This window comes from Psychrobacter sp. T6-6 (assembly GCF_052258185.1).
Lineage (GTDB): Bacteria > Pseudomonadota > Gammaproteobacteria > Pseudomonadales > Moraxellaceae > Psychrobacter.
The window spans coordinates 667140-688501 of sequence record NZ_JBQQEX010000001.1 but is presented as its reverse complement, the minus strand read 5'-3'; the positions used below and the strand labels follow the sequence as shown (position 1 = coordinate 688501).

General features: G+C 42.2%; 18 protein-coding genes. 13 read left to right on the top strand and 5 right to left on the bottom strand.

Annotation, left to right across the window (positions count from 1 at the left end; genetic code table 11):
* Positions 1 to 18: 18 nt before the first annotated feature.
* On the top strand, positions 19 to 738 hold the full coding sequence (locus ACTXGL_RS02960) for a hypothetical protein (RefSeq protein ID WP_443524755.1): 720 nt from the start codon (positions 19 to 21) through the stop codon (positions 736 to 738).
* A 17-nt stretch (positions 739 to 755) separates the two neighbouring features.
* On the opposite strand, the gene ACTXGL_RS02955 is transcribed toward ACTXGL_RS02960, so the two are convergent.
* The 3 genes from ACTXGL_RS02955 to nadA form a co-directional block, all read right to left on the bottom strand.
* Positions 756 to 1667 carry a LysO family transporter gene (locus ACTXGL_RS02955; protein WP_443524754.1) on the bottom strand — a complete coding sequence of 304 codons (912 nt, stop codon included), beginning with the start codon at positions 1665 to 1667 and terminating at the stop codon, positions 756 to 758.
* 134 nt (positions 1668 to 1801) lie between these two features.
* The gene (gene nadB, locus ACTXGL_RS02950) at positions 1802 to 3826 is read right to left on the bottom strand and encodes an L-aspartate oxidase (protein ID WP_443524752.1); all 2025 of its coding nucleotides are present in this window, start codon (positions 3824 to 3826) and stop codon (positions 1802 to 1804) included.
* Position 3827: 1 nt separating this feature from the next.
* On the bottom strand, positions 3828 to 4967 hold the full coding sequence (gene nadA, locus ACTXGL_RS02945) for a quinolinate synthase NadA (protein ID WP_443524750.1): 1140 nt from the start codon (positions 4965 to 4967) through the stop codon (positions 3828 to 3830).
* Positions 4968 to 5312: 345 nt separating this feature from the next.
* On the opposite strand from nadA, the gene ACTXGL_RS02940 reads away from it, so the two are divergent.
* The 3 genes from ACTXGL_RS02940 to ACTXGL_RS02930 all read left to right on the top strand — a co-directional run bounded on the left by ACTXGL_RS02940 (position 5313) and on the right by ACTXGL_RS02930 (position 8255).
* Entirely contained in the window at positions 5313 to 6344 is a 1032-nt protein-coding gene (locus tag ACTXGL_RS02940; protein ID WP_443524749.1) for an NUDIX hydrolase, read from the top strand.
* Between the two features lie 176 nt (positions 6345 to 6520).
* Entirely contained in the window at positions 6521 to 7381 is an 861-nt protein-coding gene (gene nadC, locus ACTXGL_RS02935; protein ID WP_443524747.1) for a carboxylating nicotinate-nucleotide diphosphorylase, read from the top strand.
* 232 nt (positions 7382 to 7613) lie between these two features.
* Entirely contained in the window at positions 7614 to 8255 is a 642-nt protein-coding gene (locus tag ACTXGL_RS02930; RefSeq protein ID WP_319049933.1) for a MarC family protein, read from the top strand.
* A 163-nt stretch (positions 8256 to 8418) separates the two neighbouring features.
* Here the strand turns inward: ACTXGL_RS02930 and ACTXGL_RS02925 are convergent, their stop codons facing one another.
* Positions 8419 to 9021: a LysE/ArgO family amino acid transporter gene (locus ACTXGL_RS02925; RefSeq protein WP_443524746.1), complete on the bottom strand. Its 603-nt coding sequence runs from the start codon at positions 9019 to 9021 to the stop codon at positions 8419 to 8421.
* Between the two features lie 182 nt (positions 9022 to 9203).
* On the opposite strand from ACTXGL_RS02925, the gene ACTXGL_RS02920 reads away from it, so the two are divergent.
* From ACTXGL_RS02920 to ACTXGL_RS02910, 3 genes are all read left to right on the top strand, one after another.
* Positions 9204 to 9968, top strand: a complete 765-nt coding sequence (locus tag ACTXGL_RS02920; protein WP_443524744.1) for a hypothetical protein — start codon at positions 9204 to 9206, stop codon at positions 9966 to 9968.
* A 212-nt stretch (positions 9969 to 10180) separates the two neighbouring features.
* Complete coding sequence (locus ACTXGL_RS02915; RefSeq protein WP_443524743.1) at positions 10181 to 10864, top strand: hypothetical protein; 684 nt, start codon at positions 10181 to 10183, stop codon at positions 10862 to 10864.
* Between the two features lie 50 nt (positions 10865 to 10914).
* Positions 10915 to 11472, top strand: a complete 558-nt coding sequence (locus tag ACTXGL_RS02910) for a hypothetical protein (protein WP_443524741.1) — start codon at positions 10915 to 10917, stop codon at positions 11470 to 11472.
* Between the two features lie 171 nt (positions 11473 to 11643).
* On the opposite strand, the gene rluB is transcribed toward ACTXGL_RS02910, so the two are convergent.
* Positions 11644 to 12591 (bottom strand): 23S rRNA pseudouridine(2605) synthase RluB, encoded by a 948-nt coding sequence (gene rluB / locus ACTXGL_RS02905; protein WP_319049937.1) that lies wholly within the window; start codon positions 12589 to 12591, stop codon positions 11644 to 11646.
* Between the two features lie 568 nt (positions 12592 to 13159).
* Here rluB and ACTXGL_RS02900 point away from each other — a divergent pair.
* The 6 genes from ACTXGL_RS02900 (at position 13160) to ACTXGL_RS02875 (ending at position 21361) form a co-directional block, all read left to right on the top strand.
* Positions 13160 to 14245 carry a polysaccharide biosynthesis/export family protein gene (locus ACTXGL_RS02900; protein ID WP_443524739.1) on the top strand — a complete coding sequence of 362 codons (1086 nt, stop codon included), beginning with the start codon at positions 13160 to 13162 and terminating at the stop codon, positions 14243 to 14245.
* Positions 14246 to 14257: 12 nt separating this feature from the next.
* Positions 14258 to 14689, top strand: coding sequence for a low molecular weight protein-tyrosine-phosphatase (locus tag ACTXGL_RS02895; RefSeq protein ID WP_443524738.1), 432 nt, complete (start codon positions 14258 to 14260; stop codon positions 14687 to 14689).
* 58 nt (positions 14690 to 14747) lie between these two features.
* Positions 14748 to 16952 carry a polysaccharide biosynthesis tyrosine autokinase gene (locus ACTXGL_RS02890; protein WP_443524736.1) on the top strand — a complete coding sequence of 735 codons (2205 nt, stop codon included), beginning with the start codon at positions 14748 to 14750 and terminating at the stop codon, positions 16950 to 16952.
* A 113-nt stretch (positions 16953 to 17065) separates the two neighbouring features.
* Positions 17066 to 18985, top strand: coding sequence for a polysaccharide biosynthesis protein (locus ACTXGL_RS02885; RefSeq protein ID WP_443524735.1), 1920 nt, complete (start codon positions 17066 to 17068; stop codon positions 18983 to 18985).
* A gap of 40 nt (positions 18986 to 19025) precedes the next feature.
* On the top strand, positions 19026 to 20303 hold the full coding sequence (gene tviB / locus ACTXGL_RS02880) for a Vi polysaccharide biosynthesis UDP-N-acetylglucosamine C-6 dehydrogenase TviB (protein ID WP_443524733.1): 1278 nt from the start codon (positions 19026 to 19028) through the stop codon (positions 20301 to 20303).
* Positions 20304 to 20329: 26 nt separating this feature from the next.
* Positions 20330 to 21361, top strand: coding sequence for an NAD-dependent epimerase/dehydratase family protein (locus ACTXGL_RS02875; RefSeq protein ID WP_443524731.1), 1032 nt, complete (start codon positions 20330 to 20332; stop codon positions 21359 to 21361).
* Position 21362: the final 1 nt, after the last annotated feature.

Genomic DNA, 21362 nt, shown 5'->3' with positions numbered 1-21362 from the left:
CTTAGGGATGAGTAAGGTATGAATATTAAATTATCGATGATAGCGACAGGTTTGATAAGTGTATTGATACTGACAGGTTGTCAGACGCCGTTAAAAAGCACTGCGCTCAATCAAAGTATTGAAGAACCGCCTATTACGTTAGTACCAGACATCCCGGATTCAGATGGGGATGGCGTACTTGATGATATAGACGAGTGTCCTGAAACGTCAAAACATACGGTAGTCGATGTGAAAGGTTGTACAGTAGTAATTGAGGGAGGTGAAGCACTTGAAATGGAGTTTAGTGGATTTTTTCCATCTATGAGCAGCCAGTTACCTAATATTTATGATATTGAGTTTGGAAAAATTGAAGAAAAACTCAGTGAGTATCCAGAAGCAACAGTGTTTATTTTTGGTCATGTTGCATCAAGTGAAATAGATGAGGATGTTTTAGCAAACTTTGGATTTGAGTCCTTACCTCGTCATCGGGCGCTTATCGTCAAAAATATGTTGGTATTAGAACATGGTATTGCTACTGCGCGTATCCATACTTATGACTGCTCAAATAAATTATTAGTTAACGACAACGCTTATATAGATCCTAATTTTAAAGCGCTCAATCTAAAAAATATTGAATCAAAACAGCGCCGCGTAGCTTTAATGGCAAGTAGTGAAGTAAGTGACTTAAAGAACTTAGACTATATCTCTTATCAGAGAAAGTATGGGAAATACGCAAAACATTGTGATCCGTTTGAATAAGAATTGATTATGAGTAACTATCCCAACGCTGAAAAGAACACCATCAATACGGGCGAGATAATATTAATCAAAAAGCCAAAACTGATTGCCAGTGGTACAACCTTTAGACCACCAGATTGCTGAATAATAGGCAAGGTAAAATCTAAGCTGGTCGCACCGCCGAGACCTACCGCAGCAGAAGGATATTTGCGCATAAATACAGGAATGAATAGCAGCGCAAAGAACTCGCGTACCAAATCATTAAATAGCGCGACACTGCCCCATACCGCGCCGTAAGCATCGGTCATGACAATCGCTGATAACGAATACCAACCGAACCCTGACGCCATTGCCAAGCCTTTCGTCCATGACACATCTGTGAATAGTAAGGCAAACACAAGCCCACCAACCAACACCGACAGCGTAAAGATAATGCTCATCTCGACGCCGCGTTTGTTGAGCATGACTTCTTTTAAGGTAATGCCTGAGCCTTTTAAGCCAATACCGACCAACAAAATCAAAATCATCAGCATGACGGTCATAGAGTTTTCAGGTGGCATATAATCAGCAGGTAAGAAAAAGCCAATCACCATCCCAATCACCACGCAGACGACCTGTAATAGGCTGCCCCGAATACTGACACGATGTTCTTTAGATTTGACGCTTGGTTTTTTGGCCTGCCACGGTCGTATATGGTCAAACACCATCAGTGCGAAAAGCCCCGTACCAATTGTGAGTATTGATAGAACAGTAACATATAGGGCAATTTCGCCAACTTGATTGCCTAAGCCTTCTACCTGCGACAGTTCAACGCCGATCAGTGCCAAGATGAGATATACCAAATAAGACAAGCCCATATCGGCAAGTCTGGTCAGAGTTGGGTTGGCAGGAATGGCAAAGCCAATAAACATTGGCATCAATACCAAAACGAGGGTAATCAAGCTTTGCATTGTAGGGAACTCGCAGCATTTTAACAGGGTGTTTTTGACAAGCTTGCGATTGTACCATAACACCGAAATAATGCTGAAAATACATCCCTAAAATCATATTGACCATACCTTTCAGTATGGTCTTTTGGACTGGCTTAATCGATTTCTACTAGCACGTGACTTTTTTCAGGCAGACAGTGTTTGGGCAAGCTATGCTCTGGCAGGCAGTTATCGCTTTTAAGAGGCTGCGTGGATCCCGCAAAATAACTGAATTGATCATAAGCTAGGTCATGCTGTGGCTCCACAACGCTAGTAAGAGGGGCAGTCGCTAGGTTTGGATAGTCCTGTCTGTAATGACCACCGCGACTCTCAAAGCGCTGATAGGCCGACTGGATAATTAAGGTTGCTAATGTGAGTTGTCTTTCTAGTTGAAAGTATGACAACTCATTGGCAGTAGTAGGGCTACTCGCATTATTTGTGCCAAGCTGGCTCACCTTTGACTTTGTACTCCAATGTTGCCACTCTTGTATTTGTTGCAACGCTTGCTCTAATTGCTCGGCGCTGCGAGTGATACCCATATTAGCAGTCATCAGCGTTTTTAATGCTGTAGTTATGGTTGCAATATCAGTGTGAATATCAGGGGTGAGCGATTCATGGGTAAGCTCATAGTGATATGCTGATGATACAGATGCCGGCAGCATCACAGACTGCGTATCCCTAAGCACTGGCGCTGACCATGCACTAAGGTATGATTGTGTTAACTCATCACATGATGCGCGATCGAACGTAGCCATTTTTGTTAAGTCTTCTAGGTTCTGCAAGTTGTCTAAACGCTCTAGATAATGCGGTAGGTTGGCTGCGATATTACGGCCAACTACCACACACTCTAGTAGGGAGTTGCTTGCCAAACGGTTGGCGCCATGCAGTCCTGTATAAGCCACCTCACCAGCCGCATAAAGTCCTGGCAAATCCGTTAACCCTTTGGCATCAGTCACCACACCGCCACAGCTATAATGTGCCGTTGGCGCAACTGGGATAGGGTCGGTAGTCATATCGATACCATGTGCCAGCAGGGTCTTATAAATCTGCGGGAAATGTGCTTTTACGAAGTCTGCGGGCAAGTGACTGACATCAAGATGTACATAACCAAGTCCATTGCTATCAATCTGCGTGGCTATCGCGCGAGCAACGATGTCTCGCGGTGCTAACTCCGCCCGTGCGTCTATATCCAGCATAAAACGCACGCCTGTTTGCGGACAGTATAATCGTCCACCTTCTCCTCGTAGTGCTTCAGATATCAAAAAGCTACTGTCGCCCAGTGCTAATCCAGTTGGATGAAACTGGATGAACTCCAAATTCGCCAAACGGCAGCCCGCTTGCCACGCCATCATCACGCCATCGCCGACACAGACATTGGGTGCGCTTGCCCGCTTAAACAGTTGACCTAGTCCACCGCTGGCTAGTACGACTGTACGACTTTGAAAGGTAAGTTGAAGCGCCTGTTTATGATCGAATACAAGTGCGCCTTGGCAGTGCTTGGCACCATAGCCACCGAGGTATTGAGTATCAGCTATAGGCGATGTGAGTAACTCTAGAGCCTCGTGATAAGGCAATATAGTAATATTGGTCGCAGACTGTGCTTTTAGGATCAAGGTGTCCATCACGTGCCTGCCAGTCGCATCATCTGCATGGGCGACGCGTCTACAGCCATGCCCGCCTTCTTTTGTTAAATGCAACTCGCTGGTCTGTAACTGAGAGAAGTCCTGCGCGTTTATGTTATCCGAAGCTTTAGATGAGTTCTGAGTAAAAGGCACGCCTTGCGCGCATAACCACTGAACCGCCTGCTGTCCAGCACCCAAAATGCTGGCAGTATTGTCAGCCGTGCACAGTCCTGCACCAGCCACTAAGGTATCGGCGATATGGTCACTGACAGAGTCATCCTTGTCTAAGCTGGCGGCAATACCACCTTGAGCATAGTGACTTGAGCAAACCTCAAGCGCTGCTTTACTCAAAACGGTAACATGCAGTGATGTAGGTAGGGATAGTGCAGTGCTCAAACCTGCCAATCCAGCACCAATAACAAGGACGTCAGTTTTTACAATCGTGTTCATATTACTGTTACTCCCATTATTATCAGGTTTAATAGTGCTGGCATGGTTGGCTGAGTGCTGCTTATTCATATTATGCTGCTCCAACATTAGCGAACAGTGTACGGTCTTTGACAATGTCGCCACTGGCAGCGACGTTTTGTTTTTGTGCTTCAGCAAAATCAAGCATACGCTGCAAAGGTTTTTTGGCGGCGATTGCCAGCTCAGGTGTCATCAACACCTCACCGCTGTTATTTGTTAAGCATTGTTCGATACCTTTTAGACCATTCATCGCCATCCAAGGACAAAACGCACAGCTCTTACAGCTGGCGCTCTCACCAGCAGTAGGCGCTGCCAAAAAGCGTTTGTTTGGTGAGCGTTTTTGCATTTCATGCAATATGCCTAAGTCAGTGGCAACGATAAAGGTATCAGCGTCCATCTCGTAAGTTGACTTTAACAATTTACTGGTTGAGCCTACCACGTCAGCGAGTGCAACCACGCTATCAGGTGACTCAGGATGAACCAGTACTTTGGCCTCTGGATGCTCTGCTTTTAATTGCTCAAGCTCGGTAGCTTTAAATTCATTGTGTACAAGGCAAGAACCCTGCCACAGCAACATATCTGCGCCCGTCTCTCGAGCAATGTATTTGCCCAAATGCCGGTCAGGTCCCCAAATGATGGGCTCACCTTGCGCATGCAGATGACGGATAATTTCGATACCCACAGATGAGGTCACTACCCAGTCAGCTCTTGCTTTCACCGCGGCACTGGTATTGGCATAGACAACGACCGTACGCTCAGGATGCGCGTCACAAAATGCCGAAAACTCATCAGCAGGACAGCCCAAATCTAGAGAGCATTCCGCCTCTAGATCTGGCATAAGCACCGTTTTTTCCATACTTAATATCTTTGCCGATTCGCCCATAAAGCGCACTCCAGCGACGACCAAGGTCTGGGCGCTATGGGCTTGTCCAAAACGTGCCATCTCAAGTGAGTCACCGACACAACCACCCGTCGCCAATGCTAAGTCTTGGATAAAAGGATCAACGTAGTAGTGTGCGACTAATACAGCATTGTTATTTTTCAATAATTTTTTAATGTTTTCTTCGACCACAAGGCGTTCAGCACGAGGCAAATCTGCTGGCATCTTAGCTTTAGCATATTCGATGCTCATCTGAGTAGCGATACGGTTGTCGGTACTCATAATGGGTGCGTCGTAAGGGTAAATTTTCATAATGGCGACCTCTATTGGTACGATAATGATAAATGTATGTGTCAAAAATTCAGATAATTTATAATTAAAAATAATTGAGTTAACTTAATTATGCTCATTTTGAGCATAATTACAAGTGTTTTTTGTATACGGATGGATATACATAAGCTGTTTAGGCGCTCCTAATTCATATATTTTGGTGATTTTTATCAAACGATGCTGATGCATTATGTTTACAACGGCGGTCTATGATAGTGTCAGTTTCACGCTATAATATTCTGGATCCGCGTTATACTGAGGCGTAAGAGATTCTTATTATTGGTAGTCTACTCGCCGCAGTTCAGAAAAAAGGTAGTCCTAAACATTATGACGTTGTCTTATTCACATGCGCATCAGCAAGGTAGCGGCACGACAGAAGTCGTCGCCGTGTTGGTTGCTATTACTGATCATATCGCTCGTGTCCTGACCGTTGATCAAGGCAAGCTATTGCCAAACGGTCCTCTTATGCCGCTACACCGCTCGTTACAGGCGGGCGTACGTCAGTGGGTGGAAGAGCAGACACAGCAGCCGCTTGGGTATTTAGAGCAGCTATATACCTTTGTCGATACCAATAGACGTAATGTCGACGGCCATGCGCTTGTCTATGTCAGCTACTTAGGTCTGGTACAAGAGACACAGACGCAAGAGCTGCAAAGCCAAGCGTTATGGCGAGACTGGCATGATTATTTCCCATGGGAGAATCACCTAGACGGTATGCCAAGCATTATCATGGATTTTATCGTGCCTGTGCTTTTGGAATGGGCCAATACCGCTGAAGACTTAAATGTTCGAGAGCGTCGACGTCAGCGTATTGGACTATGTTGGGGGCTAAGCGAGTCGTTTTTGGCAGGGGGTGAGTTGATGAATACCCAAGCAGTAAATGATGAGGCCCATGAGCAGCGAGAGTGGATTGCAGAGCATGTGCTGCTACGTTATGAGATGCTCTACGAGGTAGGTCTAATACCCGAAGCGCCCAATTACCCACCCAATTATCAAGCAGTTGTGCTGCCAGAGGATTGGTCAAAGCGTATCGGTGTGCCCATGTACTATGATCATCGCCGTGTCATCGCCACTGCAATCTCCAGACTGCGTGCTAAGATTGAATACCGACCACTTATTTTTGGTTTAATGCCAGATGTATTTACCTTATCGCAATTACAGCAGAGCGTTGAGGCCTTATCAGGCATGCGTTTGCATAAACAAAATTTCCGTCGATTGCTAGATTCACAGAACTTAGTGATGGAGACAGGGGAGAGTAGTAGCGCGCAGCGTGGTCGCCCTGCCAAACTCTATTGCTTCCGCCATGATATCGAGTTACAGAGTCTATTGATGGATAGTAAACTTCCCAAGCGTAAATAGCTTAGAGCATATGCTCAATTTGAAAGGTGTTCAATTTTACTCTGAAAATTTTTGATGAACCGATAAGTTTGTCACATATCCTTGCCAGTTGGTCAGCTTTGCGTTATATTTATGCTCATTTTGAGTTTAAATGCTTAGCAGTTTTCATTACTATCATGGCTATATGAGGGTCAAAAATGACAATTGAAAAAGAACCAGCATTAGATGAAGTATTGCTCACGCCATTAGTCAAAAATGCTTTGACTGAGGATTTGGGGAGACGCGGCGATGTCACGTCACAAGCGACTATTCCAGCTGATATGCAAGCGAAGCTACAGATCAAAGCGCGGCAGGCAGGTGTAATATGTGGTATGGATTTGGCTCGCTTGTCTTTTGCAGCAGTCGATATGCAGATTGAGTTTGTAGCACACGTCCATGATGGCGAAACCGTCGCCGCTGGTACAGTACTAGCAACGGTACGCGGTAATGCGCGTCATTTGCTCACCGCTGAGCGTACGGCATTGAACTTTATGACGCATCTTAGTGGTATTGCAACAGCGACCCGTCAAATTGTCGATAGCGTGGCACAATATCCGGCGCAGATTACTTGTACACGCAAGACCATTCCAGGTCTACGCATTGTCCAAAAATACGCCGTACGCTGCGGCGGTGGTCGCAATCATCGCCTAGGGTTGGATGATGCTATTTTAATCAAGGACAATCATATCGCTATTGCAGGCGATATTAAAACTGCCATTCAGCAGGCACAAGACTTTGCTGGGCATCTGACTCCCATTGAAGTTGAAGTAGATACATTGGAGCAGTTAGAGCAGGCACTATATGCCGGTGTGAGCTTGGTGCTACTAGACAATATGTCGCCTGAAACGCTATCGCAAGCAGTGGATATGTGCAAAGGACGTGCAAAGACTGAAGCATCAGGTGGTATTACGCCTGAGACTGTAGAGGCAGCCGCAAGTACAGGCGTCGACTTTATTGCGATGGGTTATCTGACACACAGTACTACGGCTTTGGATATTGGCTTGGATTTTAGCGCATAATACAAACGCTTAGCGAATTGTAGGAGATAGATTGTCTACTAGTGATATCGCTCTGTAGATACAAACTGTTTAATAACATAAAGCAAGCATGTAATCGAGCAAAGTTAATGATTTAATTCGCTTATCTGCCTATGTTACAATGCCGTTTGTATCTGCCTATTGGTCATCGTTGCACTCGCACGATGGCCTTATCTTTTTGCACAAGTGGTATCAATAGACAAGCGAGCGCTCAGTGAATACTGAAATTATCAAGATAATCCTAGCTTTTATGGTGTTGATCAATCCATTTAGCGCATTGACGTTATTTTTGGATTTGACTCGCGGCTATTCAATGAACAACCGCCGCAAAGTTGCGCGCGTTGCTTGTTTGACTATTTTTATCACCATCAGCTTTTTCACGCTTGCAGGTGAGACCTTACTAAAAACCCTTGGTATTTCTATCGGCTCGTTCCAATTGGCGGGCGGCATATTGGTGTTTTTGATTGCCCTAAATATGATGAACGGAGAGGGTAACCCCGTAAAACCTGATCAAGAAAACTTCGATGTTGATCATGTGAAGGATGCGCCCGTTTCTATGGCAGCTGCCGTTGTACCACTGGCGATACCGATGATGATTGGACCTGGTGGTATCTCTACGGTTATTATTTACTCTTCACAAGTCTCAGGCGTATTGCAGGTGTCTGCTATATTGATTGCTGGCTTATTCATCAGTCTATTTTGTTATTTGGCACTGATGGCAGCAGGTCGTATCAGCCGCTTGTTGGGTGATACCGGTCTAAATATTATGAGCCGAATCATGGGCATGCTACTAGCGGCTGTTTCTATCGAAATTATCGTTAATGGACTACGTACTCTGTTTCCTGCTTTGATGTAGGCTATCTATTTTATCTCTGATAACAATTATGATTCTAGCAACTACAACTCTAGTCTTTATAATCTTCACTATATAAAATCGCAACAATTGAATTAAGAGGTCGTATCAAATAGAGACAACGACCTCTCAATCTCTTATTCCATATCTAACGCCTAGCCTGTATTTAGCTCTGATACAAATGCCACGCCAAATACAACATCAATAGTCCTACCAATGCATCGAGTATATTCCACGCTTTTGGCTTTGCAAATAGAGGTCTCAGCAAACGTGCGCCATAACCAAGTGCAAAGAAGAAAAAGAACGATGCACTAACCGCTCCTGCGGCAAAAATAATCTTGCTACTTGCACCTGTTGAAACCATCCCAACGAGCACCAATGTATCTAAGTAGACATGGGGATTTAGCCAAGTGAAACCAAAGCAGAAAAGCAGTGCTTTTTTTAAGCTGGTCACCACTTGACCATCGACTGTCATGGCATGTGATCGTTTAACACTGGCATATAAGCTCTGTAAGCCATAAACCAGCAAAAACAGTGCGCCCGCCAGTCTGGCTATATCGACAGCATGTGGATAGCGAGCCGTTACCGCACCAAAACCAGCGACGCCTGCTGAGATCAGTAGCGCATCACTAATGGCGCAGAACAGGCAGATAAAAAAGATATGTTCACGTTTAATGCCTTGCTTGAGTACAAACGCGTTTTGAGAGCCAATTGCCAAGATAAGTGATAGGCCGAGTAAAAATCCAGAAATATAATCGGGAGCATTCATAACAATAAGGTGCTTAGCGTTTAGAGCATCGGTGCAGAGAGTAAGAATGTTGACACTTTGCGTACTGGCAGGTCAGCAAAAACCTGTTAAGATACGCTATTGAATGAAGGTATGCAATACAGGCACAATAGGCATGTATTAGATGAGGGGCAGAGCGCGTCATGGTAGTCAGTTTGACAAGAATGCTAAAGACATTTGGGCAAGCTCAAGATGATTTGCCAACGCTCGCTGCCAAAAACGTGCAGCAGTTAGGGGCCAGTCATCATGTAGAGGATGTCAATCATACTAGCGATGAGTACAATAATAACGGCACTCCATTAAACCCCGAACGTACTGCAAGCCATGAACGTACCGCGCTGACACCGCCTGAGCGGGTAGATCGTATATGTCATGCTTTAGCGCAAGTCAGTGATATTCACTCAGCAACGCCTTTGACTGATCGGTATTTAGCCAATCATGCTCAAATGCGCCCAACCAACAGACCGCCTTTTGACCCAGATACTTTGTGGTATCTCAAACATGGACGTTGTCCGATTATGACTGAGCTTATTGACGTGGTCGATGAGGCCACCCTAAATGCCATGCCTATAGAAGCCGTTGCGATACTAGACCGTATCAATGGTAAGCTAAAGCGCTATCGCGAGTGGAGTAGCGAGCTGAACGAACAACAGCAGCAGCAACATAATGAGCGCCAGTTCGTCATCGACAAGCTCGTATCCGAAAGTATCCCTGAAGCACTATACCATTATGAGCAGCTACAACGGTTTAGTCCTCATCGTACCAAGAACAACATGGCACAAGGTAAAATGACTGCCGGTGATATGTTGACCGATTTGTTTTTAGAGATTGATTACGAGCTTGATGAGTTGTTAGATGAGCTGCATCAAACGGTGTTGAACCGTCTTGCCTCGACACATCGTTATGTCAAGAGCCGTACGCAAAGCTAATGGTTTTCTTGTTTGCTGTGAGCAAGTCATAACTTATAAACACAATCGACTCAGTACATAACAATATAGGGCTTTAACAGAGCCTTATTTTTTTGTTTAATAAAAGCAGTACCCTATATATGACTGGCTATATTGAAGCTACTTAGCTGAGCGTATGGGCTAACATAATAAAAATTTACTACACCATTCTGCCGAACCATAAGGATAATCTGATGACCCAAGTGACTGCCATGCTAGTAATGTTTGTACTATACGGGGTGCTACCAGCCGCTGGGTTATATCTAGGATATCGCGGTATCAAAAAAGTCACAGCGCCCAAAATGCTCGAATATACGGCGATGCCGCAATTGGGATATATTCCAGAAAAAAGCTTGCCAGTTGATGTCAAAGCAGCCCTTGATCAAATCAATCAAAAGGGCAAAAAGTTGCGTTTGATTTATGGCGATACCAATAACGACGGAAAAATAGACGATAAAGACACCATCAATGAAACCTATATCATGATTCAGAATCTGATGGACAGACATATCCCGCAAGCAGTCGTAGACTATCGCCGCTTGCATGATTTAGATGGGGCAGACCGCGCGCGCGCTGATACTACCAAAATTAAGCACTCAGATGTTACTGGTAAACAAGCCTTGCTAGACGTACTCAAAACCATTGATGTTCAGTTTGATGATCTGCTAAACGCGTCGTACCATCAAGATGGACAAAAACTACTCGCGACCAATCGCTATTTGCAGATGCGCTTTGATAATCCAAATGCTCACTCAACGATGCAGTCATTGAGTGAGCTGGATGAAAATACAGAAACAATCCAATCTCCTATATTAAAAAATCCTGGATCAAAGAATACCGTTGAGACAAGCGAAACGGTAGACAATATCAAGCTGTAAATGATGATGAGTAGGGATATACAGAATTGAGTAATAAGTAGCGAGTGTATATGAGTATATTAATAGGGACTGGCATCGTAGCAACAGCCGCTGCCTTGTATCTGGGCAAAAAAGGCTGGCACGCGCTACATAAGGCGGTTGGTATCACACCAGGTGTGCTCACATATCAAGATAGTAATGCCACATTATCACCAGCTACAACAAGTTGGCAACAGCTAAGCCTAAATAAAAAGCATCTAAAAAGCCTACCTGATCAGCAGCTAAGACAACTACAGAGTATAGATAACAAAGTCACTTACTATCAAAGATATCAGAAGTCACAATCAGTGAAGAACAAAGCACCAGTAACGACTGAGCAGCAATTTGTGCTGAACAAACTACTGCAAACTCGGCTACCTGAAATGCTGGCCAGTCATCACCATTTAATGAATGCCAATATAGGTACTGACCACGCAAGTGATGAAAAAAGAATAGAAGCCAATAAATTGCTACAAAAAATGTTGGACAATATCGAGCAGCGTCTAGATATGTTAATGGCGCAAATAGAGACGCAACATCTACAGGACTTAAAAGCTATGGATAGTTACATGGACAGCTACGATAATTAAATTATTATCCATGTGTTTTATATACTGGGTATGAAAGTCATGTATAAAGAATCTATCAGATAGACAAACTCTCAGACATACAAATATAGAAAAAGCTACCAATGACTATATATCATTGGCAGCTTTTTCATAACGTGTCTAACGCTGTAAGTGTTTTACAGAAAACTTAGACTAGCGCTTGTTATTGCGGTCACGAGTATTGCGTGTACCGCGGCTTGCAGGACTAGCGCTACTTTTAGGCTTTGCACTGCTATTACGGTTGTCGCTACCGCTACGGTTATCACTACGACTGTCCGTAGTACGGCGTGCTTTGAGCGGCTTGTTTCTGATACGTTCTTGCTTTTCTTTGGCTGCGCCATGCAGACCCGTACCATAACGTGGGCGTAAGCTTACTAAGTCCGTCAACGTGTTGATTTCTTTTTTGTCGAGCTCTAAGAAACGACCAGTACGTAGCTCTTTTGGTAGGGCAATCGTACCATAGCGCGTACGTAGTAGGCGGCTGACTTTTAGACCTTGAGACTCAAACAGACGACGTACTTCGCGATTACGGCCTTCTTTTAACTGGACGTGATACCACTTATTGACACCTTCACCGCCACCATCTTTGATATCGTCAAACTGTGCCATACCGTCTTCTAACATGACACCAGAGGTCAATGTGCGAGCGATATCAGGAGTCACTTCACCTAATACACGTACCGCGTATTCACGAGTCACTTCACTAGAAGGATGCATCAAACGATGCGCCATTTCACCATCATTGGTAAACAATAGTAGACCAGTCGAGTTGATATCCAAGCGTCCAACCATAACCCAGCGATCATGAGTCAGTTTTGGTAGGCGCTCAAACACAGTCGGACGACCTTCTGGATCTTTTGCAGAGCAAACTTCGCCTTCAGGCTTATAGTATGCCAATACACGGCGACGCTTCTCGTTTTCAGCAGTATATTTTATCTGACGACCATCGACGCGAATCTCATCACCCTGTGAGACGCGATCACCAATGGTTGCCGGTCCATTATTGACAGAGACGCGACCAGCTTTGATCACTTCTTCCATTTGACGACGTGAACCGAGCCCCATACGGGCTAGTGCTTTCTGTAATTTTTCATCTTTCATCTTGATGTCCTTGAGTCGGTGGGTTTACATTTCTCAATGTATGACTGTTTATAGCTTTTAGACATTGGCTTAAGTATAGACAATGTCTACTACCTAATAGGCAAATAGTATATTCGCTTTTAGCGGCATATATTATACTAATAAATTGAAATAATTATCAGACTTTTTAGTCTTTTATTTTATTTGCTCAATAGCCGTTCTTCTTTACAAAATCCGTATATGACATAGTAAGTATGACTTACTTTTTAGATGAATTGTTATCATAGTTGGGTAACAGTTTTAGACCAAGTTAACAGATCTTTTATTATGCCCTTGCAGACACTGCTTGAAATTAACGTATGTAAAACAATGAATTAACTGTAAAGTAAAAGTAAGTATTATTATAAATTATGTCGAACTAGCTTTTTGTATCAATCAATAATAACATTGCTTACTATTATCTAACTTATGTTATGATGCCGATTGTTTTTGTTAAAGATGTAAAGAAATAATATCGATGCAAAAGCACTAGTATAGAATTTTTCTTGATTGTTTTACGTGATTGCAGTAATAGAAGAGGCTCTTTGATATGAGACAGACAACTAAGTTGTTAAGTACAGCGTGTTTGTTAGCTAGTAGTATGCTTTATGGGTGTGCTACTACAACCATCAATTCTGGGCTTCAAGCTGGAGAGTTACCACCGAGTGGCTCGTTTACTGCAGACAACGGTATTGATTTTAATGTACTGCCACTGACACTCGCCACATTACCGCCTAAGCAAATCGCTCGTTCACAAATGAGTAGTAACCTATCTAACCTAGTACGATCGTCTAATAGGATGAATTACCGTATTGCGCCATCTGATGTATTGAGTATTGTTTTGGTGGACTATCCTGATATTAATGCTGCAGGAGCATCTGGTTATCCTGTTGATCAGCAAGGGTTCATCCAGTTTCCGTTGATAGGACGTATACAGGCGAGTGGGCTCAGTGTGCCGCAATTCACTGCAAACTTGAGTTCACGATTACAGCGCTATCTAAAATATGCAGATCCACAAGTGAAAGTTGCTGAATATCGGGGCAATAAGTTTTTTATCGATGGTGAAGTTAACAAGCCTGGTCAATTCAATATTGCCGATGAACCTGTGTCACTATATAGTGCAATATCTATGGCTGGTGGTACGACGAGAGAAGGTAACTCAAACAGTATCGTGTTGAGAAGAAACGGTACTGACTATCGTATGGGGTTACAGTCTCTGCAGCAGGCGGGATTATCAGCCAATCAAATTTATGTCCAAGATGGTGATTCTATTCGTGTCAGTAGCGAAGATATCAATAAAGTATATGTCTTAGGAGAATTTGGCAAAGTTGCACCTGTGCCTATTATTGACCAAGGATTGAGCTTAGCGCAGGTGATTGGGGAGTCAGCTGGACTGAACTCTAATACGGCTAATGCGGCTAAGATCTACGTAGTGCGCGATCAGCCTGAATATCAGCGTACAAATATATACTATGTAGATATGCAAGCGCTCACCAGTTTCCCACTGACCAGCCGGTTTGAGATGTTGCCTAATGATATCGTCTATGTTGACCCAACAGGTCTGACACGCTGGAACCGTGTACTGAGCTCTCTGTTACCTTCAACTTCAGCAATCAGAAGTTTCTCAACTTTATAGGAAGCGATCAGTATGGCGTTTGATAGTATTTTGGTTGTCTGTGTCGGTAATATTTGTCGTAGTCCAATCGCTGAAGCTTTATTGAAAGAACAATATCCACAAAAAAATGTTGATTCTGCAGGACTCTCTGCAGTAGTTGGTAATCCAGTGGATCCAAACTCACAAGCAGTAATGGATCCCTATGATATCGATATGTCGAATCATATCGCAAAGCAGATAAATGAAAAGCTGGTTATGAATGCAGATCTTATATTTACCATGTCAGATGGTCAAACCAAATGGATAGAGGAGCGATGGCCACATTGCCGTGGTAAGACTTTCAAGATAGGGCATTGGATTAATAAAGAAATTGCTGACCCTTATAGACATGACATATCATTATTTGAAATAGCCAGGCAAGATATTGTCAATAGTCTCACGCCTTGGGCCGATAAAATTAGTTGAACGAAAAAACTAATTGATTGGTATCAAATAATTAACCTAATACGATGAATATATAGTTATGACACTAGATTCAAATAATCTATCAAAACCTTCTGCAGAAACAAATAATGATATAGATTTGCTAGCCCTTATATTTTCAATATTACGCGGCTGGAAGACTATACTTTTTCTTGCGTTACTAGGTTTGCTAATAGGCGTACTCTATAGCCGTTATGAAACGACTATTTTCAAGTCGGATGCTTTGATACAGATCGAATCCTCTTCTGGAGGTATCTCGGCATTGGGGTCAAACATTTCTGATTTGGTAGCTTCAGAATCTAGTCTTGCTCAAACAGAAGCTGAGCTGATTAAGTCGCGTATGGTGCTCAAACCTGTGGTGGATATGCTCAATTTGTCTATTCGCTTAAACGATCCGACAGTTGATGCAATAGATAAAATCAGAACCAATCGCATTTATACTCAAGAGAATATGCCGGAGAGTGTATCCCTTGTTACTAGTGATGGCAATGCTCAAATCAGTCAGTTTGATGTATCAGAAGACTATCTGGATAAGTCATTTACTTTAGTTGGTTCAAGCGAAGGTTTTACATTGACTAATGGACTCGACACATTCAAAGGTCGATTAAATACGCCAAATCGCTTTAACGGAACAGATGGCTTTATCGAAATTGCGGTTGATAACTTACCAGTTAATGAACGCCCTATCAGTATTACCAAGCAGTCATTACAAAATACGACAGATGCAATAAAAGATGCTTTGACCGTATCAGAACTCGGTGACAAAACTGGTATTATTCAGTTATCTATGATCGGCTCTAATCAAGAGCAGGTCAGTCGTATTTTACGTCAAATCATTCTATCTTATATCGATCAAAATAATTCTCGCGGTTCGGAAGAAATGACTAGAACAATTGCATTTATGGAAACTCAAATTCCAGAGTTGAAACAGACACTTGAAGCATCTGAAAAAGCATTTAATGCTTTTCGTACTGAGAACGGTACTATCGATATCGGACAAGAATCAAGCATACTATTAGCAGAAAATGCCCGAATTGACAGTCAACTCAGTGAGCTTAGACTCAAAAAAGCTGACTTGACAACTTACTATACAGAAGAACATCCTTTAGTCATTCAAATTAATGATCAGATAGCAGAATTACAAAGCCGCATACAAGTTATCGATAACCGGATTGAAGGCTTACCCGAAGTACAGCGCGAGTTCTTACAATTATCAGAAGATGTTAATATTAATAGAGAAATATATTTGAACTTGCTAAAAAACTACCAGCAGCTACAAATTGCTCAGGCAGGACAGGTTGGCTTTGCGCGTATTATTGATCTGCCGATTAACACCTATCGTGCGATCGCACCCAAGAAGTCGCTCATCATATTGATTGCAACACTCACTGGTCTATTATTTGGTATCATGCTTGTACTGCTCAAAAATCTACTTAGAAATCTTGTTAAAGACCCTGAACGACTTGAATCAAAAACAGGCGTCCCTGTCATTGCGACGATTCCGCGCTCTCCGCTACTGACTAGAATTGGTAAAAATAGCAAATCTGCCAATCGGCTATTAGCCTACAGCGATAGCAGTAGTTTGAGTTATGAGGCAATTAAGAGCTTAAGAACGAGTTTGATGTTTGGTATGCCGTCGGTCAGTAAAACAGGAAACCGTGCCAAAATTATTTTAATAACTGGCGAAAGTCCTGGTGTGGGTAAGTCCTTTGTCTCATCGAACTTATCTGAAGTGTTCGCTCAGTTGAACAAAAAAGTGTTAATTATTGATGCAGATATGCGCTTAGGTGAACTGCACAAAGTATTTAATATGACGCAGGACAATGGTCTTGCAGATTATTTCCAAGACGAAGCACAAAGCTTGGTGAATATCATCCATCCGACCAGTATGGATAATGTCGACTTTATGCCACGAGGCAAAGAACCTAATAACCCAGCCTCGTTATTATCGAGCGATAAGTTTGATACCTTAATAAATGAGCTTAATGTTCATTACGACTATATATTTATTGACTCGCCACCTGTACTTGCAGCTTCAGATGCTACGATCTTATCGCAATACGCGGACAAGGTGCTAATGGTCACAAGGTACGATAAGTCAATAGAAGGGCAGTTAGTATATGCGATTAAGCTGTTGAACAAATCTAGTGTTCAAGTAGATGGTATTGTCCTCAATGATGTTAAGCAGGGACTTGCGAGTAAATACAGTTATCACTACAGCTATGCATATGGTAATAATCAGTAGTATGCTTTTAGATAACTTGTTCTTCAAAGGTCAGAATGTCTGAATAGATAGGTCCTATGTCCAAAAAGTCATCATATAGCATTATGTGTAAACCAAAGCTCGAAGGTGTAAATTTGTTGCAATCTATCGCTCAGTACCTGTTGTCGCTACCAAGATATGTCAAGCGTATAATTCTTATTAGCGCAGACTTTGTCATGGCTATTGCGTGCCTGCTATTGTCACTGTTATTGCGCTATGGTTATGTCGAGCTTCATATTAGTTTGTGGGCACTAAGTCTTTATGCGCTAATACCTGTTGTCGGGTTATATCTGGTGGGATTTTATCATGGTGTATCTAGAGGGTTTCTTGATACAGTCATGAGCGGCGTATTACAGTTATTTTTTGTGCTGATAATTTTTTATGAACTGATTATCTACTTTGATGTACTGCCGCAGATACCTCGATCGACGCCTATTCTGTTTCTGTTTCTGCTATATATATGGCTGTGGAACAGTCGTTTAACGATCAAAGAGCTCTTGAGACGATGGCAAGGCAAACAGCTTGAGAATGAGCCTATAGATTACGATAATATTTTGATTTATGGTGCAGGTGAAGCAGGTCAAGAGTTAATGAAAGGTTTGAGTAACTCACATAAATATAGTGTGATTGCTTTTGTTGATGATGATAAACAATTGACAGGTGCCCATGTAATGGGTAAGAAGATTTATCATACTGATAATTTATTGGATATCGTAAATACCTTTGACATTGCACAAGTGTTTTTGGCAGTACCGTCTATTAGCCGTGCTCGCAAGCGTAAGATTATTGAAAAACTTTCATACATCTCTATCAAGATAAAAGAGCTACCAAGTCTACAAGAATTGGCTGACGAAAAGGTTACTGTCAGTCATATGCGTAAGATCGATATATTAGATGTATTAGACCGCCAAACTGTAGAGCCTGATGAAAACTTACTGAAGAAAAACATAGCAAAAAAGTCTGTCTTGGTAACTGGGGCTGGTGGCTCTATCGGTAGTGAATTGTGCCGTCAAATCATCAAAAATGAACCAACTTGTTTGGTGTTGTATGAGCTGTCAGAGTTTGCTCTTTATAGTATCCACCAAGAGCTTTTGGCAAAACAAGCTAATCACAACGAATATCAAGATATTCAAATCATATCCGTTATCGGTAATGTCACTGATGAACATAATCTTATGCGGATATTCCAGACCTATCATGTACAAACAGTTTATCATGCAGCGGCATATAAGCATGTGCCTATGGTCGAGCACAATCCATTCCAAGGGGTTATCAACAATACTCGTGGCACTTACCATTGTGCTCGTGCTGCTATTAGAACAGATGTAGAAACCTTTGTTCTAATATCTACTGATAAGGCTGTTAGACCTACTAATGTCATGGGGGCCTCAAAACGTTTAGCAGAACTTGTATGTCAAGCATTAAGCTATGAAGCTAATTTAATAAAGCCAGATAGTAAAACCTGTATCAGTATGGTCAGGTTTGGCAATGTATTAGGCTCATCGGGATCTGTGGTACCTGTTTTTACCAAGCAAATCGAACAAGGGTTGCCTATCACTGTAACCCATCCCGATGTCACACGTTATTTTATGACTATCCCAGAGGCGGCCAATTTAGTAATTCAGGCAGGTGCTATGGCGCAAGGTGGTGAGGTTTTTGTACTTAATATGGGCGAGCCAGTAAAGATCGTTGATCTTGCTCAGCGTATGATTCACTTAAGTGGCCATGAAGTCAAAGACGACAACCACCCTCATGGTGATATTGAAATTGTCTTTACTGGTCTCCGTTCTGGTGAGAAGCTTTATGAAGAGCTCATAATCGGTGATGACAACGTTGAAGAAACGGCTCACCCTCTTATTATGCAAGCTATGGAGCATAGGTTTGCTTTAGAAGAGCTTGAGCAGGCATTAGAGAAGTTATCAGAAAAGTCTCAATTATACGATGTTGTGTGGTTGAAGTTGCAGTTCAAATATTTTGTAGTTGGATATAAAGAAGACACTACAGCGCACTCCTGATTTGAAAAATACTCACTAATAAGGTTGGTTGATAAATTCTATGTTAAATATTAATAATATTAAAATTGCTGTTATTGGTCTTGGCTATGTGGGGCTACCGTTAGCAGTAGAGTTCGGTAAATATCACTCGGTTACGGGCTTTGATATCAATGCTGAACGTATTTCAGCTCTCAATACAGGTATTGATCATACTTTAGAGGTTAGCGAAGCGGAGCTAGCAGAAGCCACACATTTAAGATATAGCTCAGACATCAATCAGTTAAAGGACTGTAATTTCTTTATTGTTACTGTACCTACTCCTATTGATGACTATAAGCAGCCCGACTTGACACCTTTGATCAAAGCGTCAGAAGCTATCGGTAGCCTAATAAAGCACGGTGATATCGTAGTCTATGAGTCAACGGTTTATCCAGGCGCGACTGAAGAAGTCTGTATCCCAGTATTAGAAAAAACTTCTGGATTGGTATTTAACCAAGACTTTTACGCAGGTTACAGTCCTGAGCGTATTAATCCAGGTGACAAAGAGCACCGTGTTACTAATATCTTAAAAGTAACGGCTGGTTCAACGCCTGAGATTGCAGACTTTGTTGATAAGGTATATAACTTAATCATCACTGCTGGCACTCATAAAGCACCTAGTATCAAGGTAGCAGAGGCGGCTAAAGTTATTGAAAATACACAGCGAGATGTCAATATTGCACTCATTAACGAGTTAGCAGTTATATTTAATAGAATGAATATCGATACTGAAGCAGTGTTGGAAGCTGCTGGTACTAAGTGGAATTTTCTACCGTTTCGACCAGGCTTGGTCGGCGGTCATTGTATTGGGGTTGATCCATACTATTTGACGCATAAAGCCCAAGCCATTGGATATAACCCAGAGATTATATTAGCAGGTCGTCGTTTGAATGATGGCATGGGTGCTTATGTCAGTACTCAACTGATTAAAACCATGATCAAGAAGAGTATTCAGGTGAGTGCCGCAAAGGTTTTGGTATTGGGTTTAAGTTTTAAAGAAAACTGCCCAGATGTACGCAATACTAAAATAATCGATATTGTCAATGAGTTGCAAGATTATAATATTGATGTAGACGTTTATGATCCTTGGGTGAATGTAGAAGAGGCCGAACATGAATACGGTATAGTACCCATAGATACCCCTCAAGAAAATTATTACGACGGTATTATCATGGCGGTTGCTCATCAAGAGTTCGTTGAGATGGGTATTCAAAATATTCGCAAACTGGGTAAAGAGAGCCATGTTGTTTATGACTTGAAGTATGTTTTTGCTAAAGAAGATACTGATATTCGTTTGTAAGAACTTGAGTCAATAGGACAATAATTATGACGCCATACGAAAATATACAACAATTATTACCAAATACACCAAAAACATGGCTGATTACGGGTGTGGCAGGGTTTATCGGTTCAAATTTGCTTGAAACGTTACTCAAACTGAATCAAACCGTTGTAGGATTAGATAATTTTGCTACAGGCTTTCAGCATAATCTAGATGAAGTAAAGTCGACAGTCAGCGCAAAACAGTGGCAAAATTTTCGTTTTATAGAAGGTGATATTTGTCACTCAGAAGACTGTCAAATGGCGTGTAATGGTGTGGATTATGTTTTGCATCAGGCAGCACTAGGCTCTGTACCACGTTCTATTGCCAGTCCTATAAATACTAATAATACTAATATCAGCGGTTATTTGAATATGTTGGTAGCTGCTCGTGATGCTAAGGTTTCGAGTTTTACCTATGCTGCTAGTAGTTCTACATATGGTGATCATCCTGCTCTACCCAAAATGGAGGATAATATTGGCAACCCATTATCACCATATGCGGTGACGAAATATGTCAATGAATTATATGCGGATGTTTTTGCACGTACTTATGGTTTTAATACGATAGGTCTGCGCTACTTTAATATTTTTGGTAAAAGGCAGACACCTGATGGTGCCTATGCTGCAGTAATTCCTAAGTGGACTGCCTCTATGATCAAAGGTGAGGAAATATTTGTCAACGGCGACGGTGAAACCAGTCGAGATTTCAATTTTATTGAAAATGCAGTACAAGCCAATATCTTAGCAGCAACCACCACTAATCTTGAAGCAAAAAACCAAGTTTATAATGTAGCAGTTGGCGGTCGTACCACCTTAAATGCCCTGTTTGAATATATACAAGAAGTACTTAAAAGTAACGGAGTCACTTATAGCAAAGTTCCTATTTATCGTGATTTTCGAGAAGGAGATGTACGTCATTCTCAGGCGGATATTAGTAAGATAAAAGATTTACTGGGTTATTCTCCCGAGTTTGTTATCAGAGATGGGATTGTTAAAGCGATGCCTTGGTATATTAAAAGCTTAGGGGCGCAATGAT

Coding starts and splice junctions, on each gene's coding strand:
- ACTXGL_RS02960 (WP_443524755.1), top strand. CDS start 19: ATGAATATTAAATTATCGATGATAGCGACAGGTTTGATAAGTGTATTG.
- ACTXGL_RS02955 (WP_443524754.1), bottom strand. CDS start 1,667: ATGCAAAGCTTGATTACCCTCGTTTTGGTATTGATGCCAATGTTTATT.
- nadB (WP_443524752.1), bottom strand. CDS start 3,826: ATGAATAAGCAGCACTCAGCCAACCATGCCAGCACTATTAAACCTGAT.
- nadA (WP_443524750.1), bottom strand. CDS start 4,967: ATGAAAATTTACCCTTACGACGCACCCATTATGAGTACCGACAACCGT.
- ACTXGL_RS02940 (WP_443524749.1), top strand. CDS start 5,313: ATGACGTTGTCTTATTCACATGCGCATCAGCAAGGTAGCGGCACGACA.
- nadC (WP_443524747.1), top strand. CDS start 6,521: ATGACAATTGAAAAAGAACCAGCATTAGATGAAGTATTGCTCACGCCA.
- ACTXGL_RS02925 (WP_443524746.1), bottom strand. CDS start 9,021: ATGAATGCTCCCGATTATATTTCTGGATTTTTACTCGGCCTATCACTT.
- ACTXGL_RS02920 (WP_443524744.1), top strand. CDS start 9,204: ATGCTAAAGACATTTGGGCAAGCTCAAGATGATTTGCCAACGCTCGCT.
- ACTXGL_RS02915 (WP_443524743.1), top strand. CDS start 10,181: ATGACCCAAGTGACTGCCATGCTAGTAATGTTTGTACTATACGGGGTG.
- ACTXGL_RS02910 (WP_443524741.1), top strand. CDS start 10,915: ATGAGTATATTAATAGGGACTGGCATCGTAGCAACAGCCGCTGCCTTG.
- rluB (WP_319049937.1), bottom strand. CDS start 12,591: ATGAAAGATGAAAAATTACAGAAAGCACTAGCCCGTATGGGGCTCGGT.
- ACTXGL_RS02900 (WP_443524739.1), top strand. CDS start 13,160: ATGAGACAGACAACTAAGTTGTTAAGTACAGCGTGTTTGTTAGCTAGT.
- ACTXGL_RS02895 (WP_443524738.1), top strand. CDS start 14,258: ATGGCGTTTGATAGTATTTTGGTTGTCTGTGTCGGTAATATTTGTCGT.
- ACTXGL_RS02890 (WP_443524736.1), top strand. CDS start 14,748: ATGACACTAGATTCAAATAATCTATCAAAACCTTCTGCAGAAACAAAT.
- tviB (WP_443524733.1), top strand. CDS start 19,026: ATGTTAAATATTAATAATATTAAAATTGCTGTTATTGGTCTTGGCTAT.
- ACTXGL_RS02875 (WP_443524731.1), top strand. CDS start 20,330: ATGACGCCATACGAAAATATACAACAATTATTACCAAATACACCAAAA.